Genomic DNA, 13760 nt, shown 5'->3' on the forward strand with positions numbered 1-13760 from the left:
ATACCGGGAATTCGGGGTGACTGCCACTACGCGTAGGTAGATCACCCCCTGCCCCGAAGCGTCAGGCCGGGACGCGCTGCCCGCCTGACAGTCGCCGCTCGGCCCAGGCGGAGCGCCACCATTCGGCGAGCACCAGCACCACCGCCACGGCGCCGAGGCCCGCGGTCAGGAAGAAGATATCGGCATAGCCATAGCGCTCAATCGCCTCACCCGTCGCCGCGCGGCCAAGCGCACCAACCAGGAAGGTCATCGAAGACAGCAGCGCGTACTGAACGGCACTGTATTCGCGCGACGTGATCGATGAGATATAGGCTACAAAGGCCGTGCCGGCGAGGCCGCCGGCGATGTTCTCTCCCGAGATCGCGACCATCAGCCGCATCATGCGCGGCTCGACGCCAATGCGGTCGAGGAAGAACAGGTGCGAGAAGGCGTCGATATTGGCGCCGCCCAATGCGAGATCGGCATAGAGGAGGTTCGAGACCGCCGCGACGATGCCGCCGGCGAGCAAGGTCGGCATGCGCCCCAGCGTGGCCAGCAGCAACCCGCCGATCCCGACGCCGGCGATCGTCATGACCACGCCGAACAGCTTGGACGCGAACGCGACTTCGTCGTTCGTGTACTGAAGTTCGCCCAGATAGAAGGGAAAGGCGAACGGCGCCCAGATCGAATCGGCGATGCGATAGAGCAGGATGAGGGACAACACGAGCAGCGCGCCCCAGCGCAGCCGTCCGACGATCTCGGCAAGCGGCAGGATGAGCGCGCGATAAGTGTGATTGGCGAAGGCGTGTGCGCCACGCGGCGACGGCTCGCTTTCTCCCGCATGATGCGGAAGGCGGTTGGTCCATGCCGCGATCAGCGCAGGGACGATCACCGTCGCGACGATGATCCATGGTCCCCAAGTCTGGGTAAAGACCCCCGAAGACGGCGCGGTCGCACCCGGGGCTACTGGCCGTAGCGCCTCGACCATGAAGCTGCCCAGCAGGAAGATCGCCCATGCCCAGCAGATCGCGACGATGCCGAGCGCCACTGCCCGCTTGGAAGGTTCGGGCACGGCATGGCCGGCGAGCGGCGATAGCCGCTCGGCAGGATCGCGCTGGGCTTCGGGGGTGAACAGGGTCATCGCGATCGCCGCCAGCATGACGAAGCCGAAGCCGACATACACCGCCGGCCAGCTGATCCGCGCCGCCAGCACCAAGGCGAGCGCGCCGCCGGCCAGCGCCGCGAAGCGATTGCCGAGCTGATAGATGGCCGAGAGCAGCTCCACGGTGGCGGTCTCATCGGCAACTTCGATGCGCCAGGCGTCGATGACGACATCCTGTGTCGCCGACAGGAAGGCGGCCAGCACCGCCAGCATGGCGAAGCTGCCGATCGCGGCTAACGGATCAGTCGCGGCGAGCATCCACAACAGCACCGCCAATCCGCCCTGGCAGAGCACCAGCCAGGATCGGCGACGCCCCAGCGACCCCAGAAGCGGCAGGCGGACGCGATCGACCACGGGCGACCACAGAAATTTAAAGGCATAGGCCAAGCCGATCCACGACAGCACGCCGATCGTCGCCAGGCTGACCTTCAGCTCACCCAGCCAAGCGTTGAGCGTGCCGATCAGCAGCACGAAAGGGAGGCCCGACGCAAAGCCCAGCACCAGCATCGCCGCGGTCTTCCGGTCGCGCATCGCCGCGCGGACCAGTGCCCAGCCCTTCAGTTTCTCGCTCAACCCTGCACCCTCGTTAACCGCCTGGCCGGACACTAGCGTGCCGGGCGCAGAAGACTAGGCGGTTATCCGCGCGCCTGAGATACTTGGCGATCGTCCCCTGCAGGGGAGGGATTGGCCCGGTGAATCTTCGCAAACGGGGAGGTTTGCTTAACGTGGCCTCTCCGGACAAACCCGCATGCGTGGCCGACCGGATGCCGCTGCACCGAGTCCCGCGCTATTCGAATGCTCACGCCAGTTGGACGCTCAAGCCAGCACAGGAGCTCGTCATGCCCTCGTTCCCTATTCCGCCCGAACTCGCTGAAGATCACGAAGCGCGCATTCACCCGGTTTTGACGTTGCTGCTCGTGCTTGCGGTGTCGGGCCTAGGCTGGGCGCTGATCTTTGCGGTGCTGTTCCTGCGGACGCTCTAAGCCGCCGATTTGAACAGGCTGAAACTGTGGGGGAGCCGCTTGGGCTTCTGCCCCTCGACCACGGCCTCGATCGCGGCGATCGCCGCGAGCAGATCGCGCTGCGGATAGGGTTTCGACAGCCACCCTGCTGCCAGCGACCGCGCCTCACCCGGGCAATGCCCGGTCACGAAGAGCACCTGCACGCCGCGCCCCCGCGCGGCCCGCGCCACTTCCACGCCGCTGCCATCGGCCAGATCGACGTCGACCAGCACCAGATCCAGTGTTTCATCGCCTTCGATCGCGGCGAGTGCGTCTGCCACCGAATCCACCGTCGCTACGATCTCGAACGCTTCGCTGGTCAGGAAATGTTCGGTGTCGAACGCGACTAGCGGCTCGTCCTCGACGATCAGAACCCGCTCGATCACTCGCTTCTTCTTACCGAACAACATCGAAACGCCCCACACGCGGCGGACTCTTCGTCCCGCCTTGTTCCCGAACGCGCGAAACCGGTATTCGCGCCGCGATAATTTTTGCGCCAATCCGTTTAATCGCTATATCGCCGCAGTGTCCCCGTCCAATACCAAAGAAACGCAGCGCATTGCCAAGCTGCTAGCCCGTGCCGGAATCGCGTCGCGCCGCGAGGTCGAACGCATGATCGCCGAAGGGCGCATCGCGCTGAACGGCGTGACCATCGATACACCCGCGACGCTGCTGGCCTCGCTGGAGGGTGTCACGGTCGATGGCGATCCGGTGGAAGCCCCGGCGCCGGCACGGCTGTTCCGCTATCACAAGACCAGCGGCTTGCTGACCGCCGAATTCGATCCGGCGGGGCGCCCGACCATCTATGACCGCCTGCCAGGCGGGCTGCCGCGGGTAATGCCGGTCGGACGGCTCGACTTGAACACCGAAGGGCTGCTGCTGCTCACCAATGACGGCGAGCTGAAGCGCGAGCTGGAGCTGCCCGCGACCGGTGTGGAGCGCAGCTATCGCGCGCGCGCCTATGGCCAGGTCACGCAGGCGCAGCTCGAGGAACTGATGCTGGGGATCGAGATCGAGGGCATCCGCTATGGCTCGATCAACGCGAATATCGAGCGGCGCACCGGCGCCAATCTGTGGATCGAAATGACGCTGACCGAAGGAAAGAATCGCGAGGTGCGCCGAGTGCTGGAGCATCTGGGGCTGCAGGTCAGCCGGCTGATCCGCACCCGCTATGGCCCCTTCTATCTGGGCGACCTTCCCGGCGGCGACGTCGACGAGATCCGACCGGCCGACCTCCAGACCTTCCGCACCGTGCTGTCGAAGCCTGGTGGCGGCAAGGCGGCATCGAACCTGCAATTCGCGGTGCGTGCGCGGGTGGAGGCAGCGCCCAGGCCCGAGCCGGTGGAGGCACCCGCCCGGGCGCGGCGCGGCGCGGTGGAGCCGGAACGGCCGAGCACGCGCTTCACGCCGCGCGTGACGCCGCAGGCAGCGCGTCCGGTACGCAAGGGCGCGCCAGTGCGGCCGCTACGTGGCCCGGAGCGCGCCGAGCGTCCGGTTCGGGACGGGGATCGCGGCGCCGGCAGACCGGTACGCGGGCGGCCCGACGATGCCGCGGCGCCCTCGCGCTTCGCGGCGCGTGGCGCTGCGCAGCGGCCCGAGCGCGCTGCTCCGGGTGCCCGCCGGCGGGAGGCTGACGCCGAGCAGCCGCACGCCCGTGAGGCGCGGTTCACGCCGCGTGCCACGCCCCCGAGAAACGAGCGGCCGGAGCGCGAGGACCCGCGCGGCGTGGCCAAGCCGGCCCGCGCCGCACGCGCGCGGGCGCATCGCGACACGCTGGAGCCGCGCCGGGGTGACATCACCATCAAGCCGCAAAGCGCGCGTCCGGGCAAGGGGCCTGCCGGTGGGCGGGGCAAGCCGTCGGTGAAGCCGGGCCGCAAGCCTGGCCGGCCACCGCGGGGTGGCAAATAATGCGGGTGATCGCAGGTAGCTGGCGCGGGCGGCCGCTTGTCGCGCCCAAGGGCGAGACGACACGGCCCACCGCCGACCGAACGCGCGAGGCGCTGTTCTCGATGCTGACCAGCCGGCTCGGTGGGTTCGAGGAACTGGCGGTGGCGGACCTGTTTGCGGGATCGGGTGCGCTGGGGCTGGAAGCTTTGTCTCGCGGTGCCGCCTCGTGCCTGTTCGTGGAGCAGGACAAGCCGGCGCTGGACGCGCTCAAGGCCAACATCGCCAAGCTGGGTGCGACGGGCGCGCAGGTGCGCGCAGGTTCGGTCATGGCGCTGGGGCCCGCGCCCAAGCCGCTCGACCTGATCCTGATGGATCCGCCTTATGGCACCGGCGCGGGGCTGGTCGCGCTCGACAAGCTCGGGCGGCTCGGCTGGGCGGGACCCGCGACCTGGATCAGCATCGAAACCGCCAAGAACGAGCAGATCGAGGTGGGCGGCTTCACCGTCGACGTGTCGCGCGTCCACGGCAAGGCGCGGCTCACGCTGCTGCGCGCCGCCTGACGAACCAGAGTCCGGCGAAGCTGAGCAGCGCGGCGGCGGCAAGATAGCCCCCGACCCAGAGCAGCCCGCCGCGCTTCACCAGCGTTTCTGCGATCAGTGGCGTGAGCCCGCCGCCGATGATTCCGCCGATGTTGAACGTGACCGACACGCCGGTGTAGCGCACCCGCGCCGGGAAGAGGCTGGGCAGCCAGGCGCCGAGCGGGCCATAGACCAGCCCCATCACGAACAGCGCGGCCGCCAGCCACACGAACAGCATCGGCAGCGCGTCGGCCGTGACCATCCACGCCATCGCCGCCGCGACCGGCACGGTGAGGAGGCAGCCGCGCATCAGGATCGCAGTCGCGCTGGTCCGGTCGGCCCACGCCCCGGCGGTCAGGATGCCCGCGGCCATGAACAGGATGGCGACCATCTCCGCGCCCAGGAACGTCTCGCGGTTATAGCCCAGATCCTTGGTCCCGTAGCCGATGACGAACACCGTCGCGATGTAGAACAAGGCGAAGCAAGCGACCGTGCCGATCGTGCCGGCGAGCGTCGGCAGCAACTGGGTGCGCAGCAACTCGCCGATCGGCACGCGCGGCGGCGGGCCGGCCTCGGCGGCTTCCACAAAGGCCGGCGTTTCGGTGAGGCGGAGGCGTACCCAAAGACCGAGCCCGACCAGCAGCCCGCTGGCGAGGAACGGCAAGCGCCAGCCCCAGTCGCGGAACTGGTCGTCAGGCATCACCGCGCCGAGCACGAGGAAAAAGCCGTTGGCGAAGATGAACCCCACCGGCGCGCCGAGCGGCGGAAAGCTGCCATAGCGGTTGGCCCAGCCCGGCGGTGCGTTCTCGACCGCCAGCAGCGAGGCGCCGCCCCACTCGCCGCCCAGTCCCAGCCCCTGCCCAAAGCGCATCAGGCAGAGCAGAGCCGGCGCGACCCAGCCGATCATCGCATAGGTCGGCAGGAAGGCGATCAGCATTGTGGAGATGCCCATCAGCATCAGCGACGCGACAAGCGTGGACTTACGGCCCAAGCGGTCGCCGAAATGGCCGAAGACGAGGCCGCCGAGCGGGCGCGCGAAGAAGGCGACGCTGAAGCTGGCATAGGACAGCAGCTGGCGCACCGCCGGGTCCTGTGCCGGAAAGAACAGCGACGGGAACACGAGCGCTGCGGCCGTCGCATAGATGTAGAAATCGTAGAATTCGACGGACGTGCCCACCAGGCTGGCGAACAGGATGCGCCGGTGCGAAGCCGGATGCGCCACGGTTGCATTCATGGCCCGTTCTTCGCGGAGGATGAAGGAGCGGTCAACGGCTATGGCCGCCGGCGCAGCGCCCGCAAGTCGATGCCGAGCCGTTTTACGCGGTAATAGAAAGTCTTGCGTGGCAGTTGAAGCGCGTCAATCGCCGCGGCGATCTCTCCATTGGCGTTGGTGACGGCGTCGACGATCGCGGCGCGTTCGAACGCGTCGAGCCGTTCCGGCAGCGAGGCCTGCGCTGCTTGGCCGGCGTCGCTCTCCTCCAGACCCAGGCAGATCCGCTCGGCGGTCTTTTCCAGCTCCAACACATTGCCGGGCCAGCTGCGTGCGACCAGACGATGAGCATGGTCGGCGAGCGGCGGCAGCGGGCAGCCATGCGACTTTGCCGCCGCCGCCACGAAATGCGCGAACAGCAGCGGGATGTCGGCGGTCCGCTCCGAGAGCGGCGGCATCCGCAGCGGCACCCCGGCGAGCAAATGGAACAGTGCCGGCAACACTTGGTCGCGGCTGCCCTCTTCGATCGAGGCGACGATCCGCAGGTCGACAGGATCGGGGTCGCGGCTTTCCAGTGCCAGGGCCCGGGTCTCCGCCAGCCGCGCAAGCCGATTCTGGAGATCGGGCTCGGCGCGGCCGAGATTATCGAGAAACAGCGTGCCGCGATGCGCCCGCTGGATCACGCCATTGCGCGCGAACAGCTCACGCTCGACGAGTTCGGCAGGCACGGTGGCGCAGTCTATCTTGAGGAAACGGTGCCGCGACCGGCGCCCGGCGCGGTGCACCAAGCGGGCATAATGCTCCTTCCCCACCCCCACCGCGCCTTCGATCACCAAGTCCAGCGCGGCATTGGCGAGCATCGGGATCATTGCGCGCAGGCGGCGGATCGCCGGGGTGTCGCCGATCAGGGCATCGTCGGCCTGGGCTTGCGCGAGGGCGCGGAGCTGGCGATTGTCGAGCGAAAGCGTACGTGCGCGGGCGGCGCGAGTGACCGCGGCCAACAGCGTGTCGGGATCAAAGGGCTTGGTCAGGAAGTCCCAGGCGCCCGCCTTGATCGCGTTGACCGCCATTTCGACATCGCCATGCCCGGTGATGAGCACCACGGGCAGTTCGGGATCGCGGGCGTGCAGCGCGGCGAAGAGCTCAATCCCCGACATTCCCGGCATCCGCACGTCGGTGACGACCACCCCGGCAAAGTCGCTGCCGATCGCCGCAAGCGCGCTTGCGGGTTCGGCGAACGGGCGCACTTCGAAGCCGTTCAGCGTCAGCAGCTGTGTGGTCGCGGTGCGCAGATCGTCGTCATCATCGACCAACGCGACGAGCGGCAGTGGCGCGTCCACATTCATGCCCGGCGCATCCCGACTTCGAAACGGGCACCCCCTGCAGACGGCAGCAGCTTGAGCCAACCGCCGAGTTCGACCATGATATCCTGCGAGATGACGAGCCCAAGCCCCAGCCCCTTATCGCGGCTGGTGACGAAAGGGGTGAACAGCCGGCCGACCACGTCGTCCGCGACGCCGGGGCCGCCATCGGCGACGGTCAACCGGACATGCGTCGCGTCATGCGACAGCGCGAGCGTGATGCGCCGCTCGGGCATGCCGGCCATCGCCTCCAGCGCGTTCTGGATCAGGTTCACCAGAACCTGCTCCAGCCGAACCTTGCCGCCGAGCACCGCGAGTGCGGGCGGGATGGCGGGCAAATCGATCGCGGCACTGCGCAATTGCTCCTTGAGGATCAGCAACGCGCCGTCGACCACGTCGCTCACCAGCACAGGCCGCACCTCGCCAGACTGGCGCCGCGAAAAGCCGCGCAGATGCGCCGTCACCGATCCGATGCGGTCGGCGAGACGGGCGATCGTGCCCAGATTGGCGCGGACATCCTCCAGCGCGCCGCGATCAAGCAAGGTGCCGCTGGTCTGCGCATAGGTGCGGATCGCGGCGACGGGCTGCGCCGTTTCGTGTGCGACGCTGGCGGTGATCTGCCCCAGCGAGGCGAGCCGATTGGCCTGGCGCAGTGCATCGCGCAGTTCGGCGGCCCGCGCTTCGCTTTCGGCGCGCTCGTCCATTTCGCGGCGCAGATCAGCAGTGCGCTGCGCCACGGCATCCTCGAGCTCGGCGGTGCGCCGCCGAGCCAGGGTGACCCGCTGAGTCAGCGTCCAGCCAAGCACCGACAGCATGACCGCCGCCAGCGCTGCGCTAAGCGCCGCCGCGCGCTGCGCCGTACGAACCGCGGCGTTTACCGGCTGCATCAGCGTCAGCTGCCAGCCAGACTGCGCCACCGCCACTTCCCGCGCCACGAAGCGCCCGCCGCCATCCAGGACACGGACATCGCGCGCCCCGCGCCTGATCGGCAGCGGGCGCAACGCGTCGATCGGCACCCGCGTCTCCCGACGGAAGCGCGCCGCCGTCGCCGGGGTCAGCCTCTGGCTTGCCGCAAAGCGCCAGTCCGGCCGGCTGGTCACCAGCACGACCCCCAGCGGATTACGCACGAAAGTGATGCCGCCGGCGCGCGCCCATTCCTGCTCGATGCGGTCGAACTCCAGCTTGACGACGATCACCCCCTGCCCCGCGCTGCGCCGCGCGAGATACAGGCCGGGGCGGTGGCTGACGGTGCCCAAGGCATATTGGCTCGCCTCGCCCCGCGCCTTCGCTTCCTGGAAATAGGGGCGGAAACGGTAATCCATACCCTTGAAGCTCTCCGGCGAGCGCCAGTTGCTCGCGGAGACCGCCGTCCCATCGGGTGCGATGACATAGATCGCGGCGGCGCGCGTTACGCCGGCCAGCAGCTCAAGCTTTCGGTCGAGTGCCTCGCGGGCGGCGGGCACGCCGTTCACCGCCGCGATGACATCGCGGTCGTCGGCCAAGGTCAGCGGCAACAGACGAAAGCGTGCGAGTTCGCTGTCGAGCAGCGCGGCGCGCAAGCGTGCGTCAGTGACGGCTTGTTCGCGCAGATCGGCAAGCACCCGCTTCTCGGCGACGCTGCCGGCGATCATCACGGCCAGCGCACTCAACAACATCGTGCCGAGTACCCAGCGTAGCATGCGGGATCGCCAATCGAGACGCATGTCGCATTCGTAGCAACTCTGGAACCTTGTGCAAGTTTCGGCACTTGGGGTCGGCGCGCCGTTCCTATAGTTGCACATGGCTATTCGCAAAATGTATCTGAGACAACAGCTATCTAGCTGCTACGCAACGATATTGTTCAGCGATGGCGATAGCTGATGCGCCCGCAGATTACTTTCGGGCAGAATTCCAATCTGCCTTTCCCGCTCCCCAGAAGGCGGTCGGGCATGACGAGAGGATAAGGCCATGACAGTTATTCCCTATCAAGCCGAAGCCGGAGCGGTACCGCCCACGCGGCGCCCCTGGTACCGACACCTTTATGTCCAGGTACTGATCGCCATCGCCGCCGGCGTGCTGCTCGGCCACTTCTGGCCAGCGGTCGGCGAATCGCTGAAGCCGGTGGGAGACGCGTTCATCAAGCTGGTGAAGATGATCATCACACCGGTGATCTTCCTGACCATCGTCACGGGCATCGCCGGGATGCGCGACCTGGCTTCGGTCGGACGCGTGGCGGGCAAGGCCTTTGGCTATTTCCTGTTTTTCTCGACGCTTGCGCTGATCGTCGGCCTGATCGTCGCCAATGTCGTCCAGCCCGGCGCGGGGCTGAACATCGATCCCGCGACGCTGGATACGTCCAAGGTCGCGACTTATGCCGAAAAGGCGCATGAAACTTCGCTCATCAAGTTCCTGTTGGCCATCATCCCGGACAGCTTTCTTTCGGCGCTGACCGAAGGCAACATCCTCCAGACCCTGTTCATCGCCATCCTGTTCGGCATCGGCCTGGCGCTGATCGGCGACCGCGGCCAGCGCATTGTCGACGCGCTGGAGGACCTGTCGCTGGCCGTGTTCAAGGTCGTTGCGATCCTGATGAAGGCGGCGCCGATCGGCGCGTTCGGGGCAATGGCGTTCACCATCGGCGCGTATGGCGTCGGGACCCTCGCCAATCTCGCGATGCTGGTCGGCACCTTCTATCTCACGTCACTGATCTTCGTGATCGTGGTGCTGGGTGCCGTTTCCTGGTGGGCCGGGTTCTCGATCTTCCGCCTGATCGGCTACCTGAAGGCCGAGCTGCTGCTGGTGCTTGGCACATCGAGCTCGGAAAGCGCCCTCCCCAGCCTTATGGAAAAGATGGAGCGCGCCGGCTGCGCCAAGTCGGTCGTCGGCCTGGTCGTGCCGACCGGCTATTCGTTCAACCTGGACGGCACCAACATCTACATGACACTAGCGGCTTTGTTCATCGCCCAGGCGTGCAATGTGGACCTGACGCTCGGCCAGCAGTTGCTGCTGCTCGGCGTGGCAATGCTATCGTCCAAGGGCGCGGCGGGCGTGACCGGCGCGGGGTTCATCACCCTGGCCGCGACGCTGTCGATCGTCCCGAGCGTGCCGGTCGCCGGCATGGCGCTGATCCTGGGTGTCGACCGCTTCATGTCCGAATGCCGCAGCCTGACCAACTTCATCGGCAACGCAGTCGCCACCGTGGTGGTGTCGCGCTGGGAAGGCCGCTTGGACGAGGCGCAGTTCCGCATGGCGCTGTCGGGCAACAGCCCCCGCGTCGACCAGATGGCCGCCGATGCGGTTCCGGCGGAGTGAAGACCATGATCCAGCATCCGACCGCCCGCACGCTTGGCGCCGTCGCCCTGCCCTTCGCGCTGCTCGCCTCCACCGCAGCGTCGGCGCAGACCGCCCCTGCCGCCGCTCCGTCGCGTGACCCGGGGACGCAGGAGCGCGCCAACCCCACCGCCGCCTCTCCCGCAGCCGAGTCCTACCCCGCCGCCGCGGCGGGGGACGGCGTCACCACCGGCGGCTACAACCAGTCGCGCTGGGCCGAGGATTGGACGCGCTTTCGCGATCCCGCCAAGATCGACGATCCCGTGGACCGGCTGAAGTACATCCCGCTGGCGGGCGATGGCGACGTGTACCTCACCTTGTCCGGCGAACTGCGGCTGCGCGTCAACCACACCACCAATCCGAATTTGCGAGAAGGCGAAGCGCAGCGGCAGGACATCAACCGCGTGTTCCTGGGCGGCGACCTCCATTTGGGCGACCATGTCCGCTTTTATGGCGAGCTGGCGCATGGCGGATTGTCGGGCCTGAACCTGGGCAACAAGCTGCCGAACCTGTCGAACGACCTTGCCCTTCAACAGTCGTTCGTTGACGTGACCGGCGATGTTGGTGGCGTCAATCTCGGCGTTCGCTATGGGCGTCAGACCTTTGCCGACGGACCAAACCTGCTGGTGGTGCCGCGCGACAACAACACCTTATATTTCACCTACAATGGCGTGCGTGCCTGGGCGCAGGGCAAGAATGTCCGCGCCGACGTCTTCGACTTCAAGCCGACCGAATATGGCCGTGAGGGGCTGGGCGACGACCGCATCGAGGACGAGCGCCGCTTCTCGGGCATCTCCGCCGGCTTCGTGTTGCCAGAGACGCTGTTCGGCGGGTCCAAGCTGTATCTCGATCCGTTTATCTGGCGGCTGCGCGACGACGACGCGAGCTGGGGTGGCGTGAATGCGCGCGAGCTGCGCAAATATTATGGCGTGCACTTCTGGGGCGATGCCGGCCCGGTCAACATCGACTGGTCGGTCAACCATCAGGGCGGCGATTTCAACGGCCGTGACATCGACGCCTGGCAGCTCCTGCTCGCGCAGAGCTATCGCTTGGGCAAGGACCGCAGCGCGCCGCGGGTCGGCTTCCACTTCGATTATGCGACGGGCGGCGGCGCCTACGGCACCGGCAAGCTACGCACCGCGCTCGCCCCCTTCGGCAACAATGTCTATTACAGCTACCAGCTGTTCGCGACGCCGACCAACCTGATCGCCTTCGCGCCGAACGTCAGCTTCCAGGCCGTGCCAAAGGTCCGCGCGACCCTGGAATACCAGTTCTCGTGGCGCGACAGCGTCCATGACGCGGTCTATCGCGCCAACGGCACCGCTTTTGCCGGCACGCAGAACGTCGCCGACCGCAAGATCGCCGAAACCGCGCGCGCCCAGATCGTCTGGACGATCTCGCCCCGGGTCAGCTTCACCGGCCGCTACGAGCATTTGATGGCCGGGCCGTCGCTAGCCAAGGCGGGCTATCGCAGCTCCGACTTCCTCGCCGGTTGGCTGAGTTTCCGTTTCTGATCCCAAGAAAGGCATGATGTGCGTATCGATGTGGAAGACCGCCCGGCGGCGGCGACTGGCGTTACTCGCCGCGGGCTGCTCGGTTCCGCGCTGGCGGCGAGTGCCACGGCGTCGCTGTCAGCCTGCGCCAGCGGTCCGCCGGCGAGCGAGCGTTCGGTCGACGTCCTGCTGATCGGCGCGGGCATCATGAGTGCGACGCTTGGCATCCTGCTACGCCAGCTCGAACCGAGCTGGACGATCGAGATGGTCGAGCGGCTGGACCAGGTGGCGGAGGAAAGCTCCAACGGGTGGAACAACGCCGGCACCGGTCATTCCGCGCTGTGCGAGCTCAACTACACGCCGGTGGCGAAGGACGGGCGGGTCGAGATTGCGAAGGCCATCGAGATCAACGAGCAATGGCAGATCACCCGTCAGTTCCTGAGCCATCAAGTAAAGGCCGGCGTGCTCGGCAATCCGCGCTCCTTCATCAACTCGACGCCGCATATGAACCTGGTCTGGGGCGACGAGAATGTCGCTTACCTGCAGCGCCGCGTGGCAGCGCTTCAGGCGAGCCCGCTCTTTTCCGGCATGGAGATCACCACCGATCCACGCAAGATCGCGCAGTGGGTGCCGCTGATGATGGAAGGCCGCGACCCCAAGATGAAGCTGGCGGCGACTCGCTCGCCGCTCGGCACCGATTGCGACTGGGGCGAAGTGACGCGCCAGTACATCAAGGCGCTGCGTGGCCAGCAGGGCGTGACGCTGCGCACCGGGCATGAGGTCCAGGCACTGGAGCGCAATGCCGATGGCAGCTGGCGCGTCACTGCGCGCGATCGCAAGACCGATGCCAGGCACGTCATCAACGCACGCTTCGTGTTCGGCGGTGCGGGTGGCGGGGCGCTGCCGATCCTCCAGGAGTCCGGCATTCCCGAAGCCGGCGACTATGCCGGTTTCCCGGGCGGCGGATCGTTCCTCGTGACCGACAAGCCTGAGATTGCACATCGTCACCTGGCGAAGGTCTATGGCAAGGCTGGGGTCGGCTCGCCGCCGATGTCGGTCCCGCATCTCGACACGCGCTACCTGAACGGCAAGCAGGTGTTGCTGTTCGGGCCGTTCGCGACCTTCTCGACCAAGTTCCTGAAGGAAGGGTCGTATTTCGATCTGCCCGCGTCGGTGACACTCGATAATTTCCGCCCGATGATAAACGTGGGCTGGGACAATTTCGATCTGGTCGAATATCTCGCCGGGCAGCTGATGATGTCGCAGGAAGACCGCATGAACGCGCTGCGCGAATATTTTCCTGGTGCCAAGGATGCCGATTGGCGGCTGTGGCAGGCCGGGCAGCGCGTGCAGATCATCAAGCGCGATCCGCAAAAGGGCGGCGTGCTGAAGCTGGGCACCGAGATCGTCGCATCAAAGGACGGGTCCATCGCCGCGCTGCTTGGCGCATCGCCCGGCGCGTCGACCGCCCCATCGATCATGCTGGGGCTGCTCGCCAAGGTGTTTCCCGAGCAGCTGAAGACCCCGGCCTGGCAAAGCAAGCTGCGCGAGATCGTGCCGAGCTATGGCACCGCGCTGAATGGAAATCCCGAACTGCTGGCGCAGGAATGGGCGGCGACTGCGGAAACGCTCCAGCTGGCGATCCCTTCACCCGCGCTGCAGGTGGCGACGACGCCGCGTCCGGCAGCGACGCGGGTCAAGGCGCCGGGCGAGCCCGACCTGGCGCTGTAAGTCGCGCGGATCGGATGTGATGTGGCGGGTCATCCTTGGGGACGGCCCG

General features: G+C 67.1%; 11 protein-coding genes. 6 read left to right on the forward strand and 5 right to left on the reverse strand.

What is annotated here, in order from left to right; translation table 11 throughout:
• Positions 1 to 61 precede the first annotated feature (61 nt).
• Positions 62 to 1714 carry an AmpG family muropeptide MFS transporter gene (locus FHT02_RS02350; protein ID WP_246352132.1) on the reverse strand — a complete coding sequence of 551 codons (1653 nt, stop codon included), beginning with the start codon at positions 1712 to 1714 and terminating at the stop codon, positions 62 to 64.
• A gap of 266 nt (positions 1715 to 1980) precedes the next feature.
• Between FHT02_RS02350 and FHT02_RS02355 the strand changes: the two genes are divergently transcribed.
• Positions 1981 to 2124, forward strand: coding sequence for a hypothetical protein (locus FHT02_RS02355; protein WP_184083807.1), 144 nt, complete (start codon positions 1981 to 1983; stop codon positions 2122 to 2124).
• On the opposite strand, the gene FHT02_RS02360 is transcribed toward FHT02_RS02355, so the two are convergent.
• Positions 2121 to 2552, reverse strand: coding sequence for a response regulator (locus FHT02_RS02360; RefSeq protein WP_184083809.1), 432 nt, complete (start codon positions 2550 to 2552; stop codon positions 2121 to 2123). The genes FHT02_RS02355 and FHT02_RS02360 overlap by 4 nt on opposite strands.
• 115 nt (positions 2553 to 2667) lie before the next feature.
• On the opposite strand from FHT02_RS02360, the gene FHT02_RS02365 reads away from it, so the two are divergent.
• Complete coding sequence (locus FHT02_RS02365) at positions 2668 to 4050, forward strand: pseudouridine synthase (RefSeq protein WP_343056801.1); 1383 nt, start codon at positions 2668 to 2670, stop codon at positions 4048 to 4050.
• Positions 4050 to 4589 (forward strand): 16S rRNA (guanine(966)-N(2))-methyltransferase RsmD, encoded by a 540-nt coding sequence (gene rsmD, locus FHT02_RS02370; protein WP_184083813.1) that lies wholly within the window; start codon positions 4050 to 4052, stop codon positions 4587 to 4589. The genes FHT02_RS02365 and rsmD overlap by 1 nt, the downstream gene beginning before the upstream one ends.
• On the opposite strand, the gene FHT02_RS02375 is transcribed toward rsmD, so the two are convergent.
• The 3 genes from FHT02_RS02375 to FHT02_RS02385 are packed head-to-tail and all read right to left on the reverse strand — an operon-like array spanning position 4567 to position 8857.
• Positions 4567 to 5841: an MFS transporter gene (locus tag FHT02_RS02375; protein ID WP_184083815.1), complete on the reverse strand. Its 1275-nt coding sequence runs from the start codon at positions 5839 to 5841 to the stop codon at positions 4567 to 4569. The genes rsmD and FHT02_RS02375 overlap by 23 nt on opposite strands.
• A gap of 38 nt (positions 5842 to 5879) precedes the next feature.
• On the reverse strand, positions 5880 to 7163 hold the full coding sequence (locus tag FHT02_RS02380; protein WP_184083817.1) for a sigma-54-dependent transcriptional regulator: 1284 nt from the start codon (positions 7161 to 7163) through the stop codon (positions 5880 to 5882).
• Positions 7160 to 8857 (reverse strand): sensor histidine kinase, encoded by a 1698-nt coding sequence (locus FHT02_RS02385; RefSeq protein ID WP_246352133.1) that lies wholly within the window; start codon positions 8855 to 8857, stop codon positions 7160 to 7162. Before FHT02_RS02385 ends, FHT02_RS02380 begins: the two co-directional genes overlap by 4 nt.
• Positions 8858 to 9125: 268 nt before the next feature.
• Here FHT02_RS02385 and FHT02_RS02390 point away from each other — a divergent pair, with 268 nt between their 5' ends.
• From FHT02_RS02390 to mqo, 3 genes are read left to right on the forward strand one after another with little or no spacing between them, the layout of a single operon-like run.
• Entirely contained in the window at positions 9126 to 10469 is a 1344-nt protein-coding gene (locus tag FHT02_RS02390; RefSeq protein ID WP_184083821.1) for a dicarboxylate/amino acid:cation symporter, read from the forward strand.
• A 5-nt stretch (positions 10470 to 10474) separates the two neighbouring features.
• Positions 10475 to 12001 carry an alginate export family protein gene (locus FHT02_RS02395; RefSeq protein ID WP_184083823.1) on the forward strand — a complete coding sequence of 509 codons (1527 nt, stop codon included), beginning with the start codon at positions 10475 to 10477 and terminating at the stop codon, positions 11999 to 12001.
• Between the two features lie 18 nt (positions 12002 to 12019).
• Positions 12020 to 13711, forward strand: coding sequence for a malate dehydrogenase (quinone) (gene mqo, locus FHT02_RS02400; RefSeq protein WP_184083825.1), 1692 nt, complete (start codon positions 12020 to 12022; stop codon positions 13709 to 13711).
• The last annotated feature ends 49 nt before the right edge of the window (positions 13712 to 13760 follow it).

The organism is Sphingomonas xinjiangensis, from assembly GCF_014199255.1.
In the GTDB taxonomy this organism is placed as follows: domain Bacteria; phylum Pseudomonadota; class Alphaproteobacteria; order Sphingomonadales; family Sphingomonadaceae; genus Sphingomonas; species Sphingomonas xinjiangensis.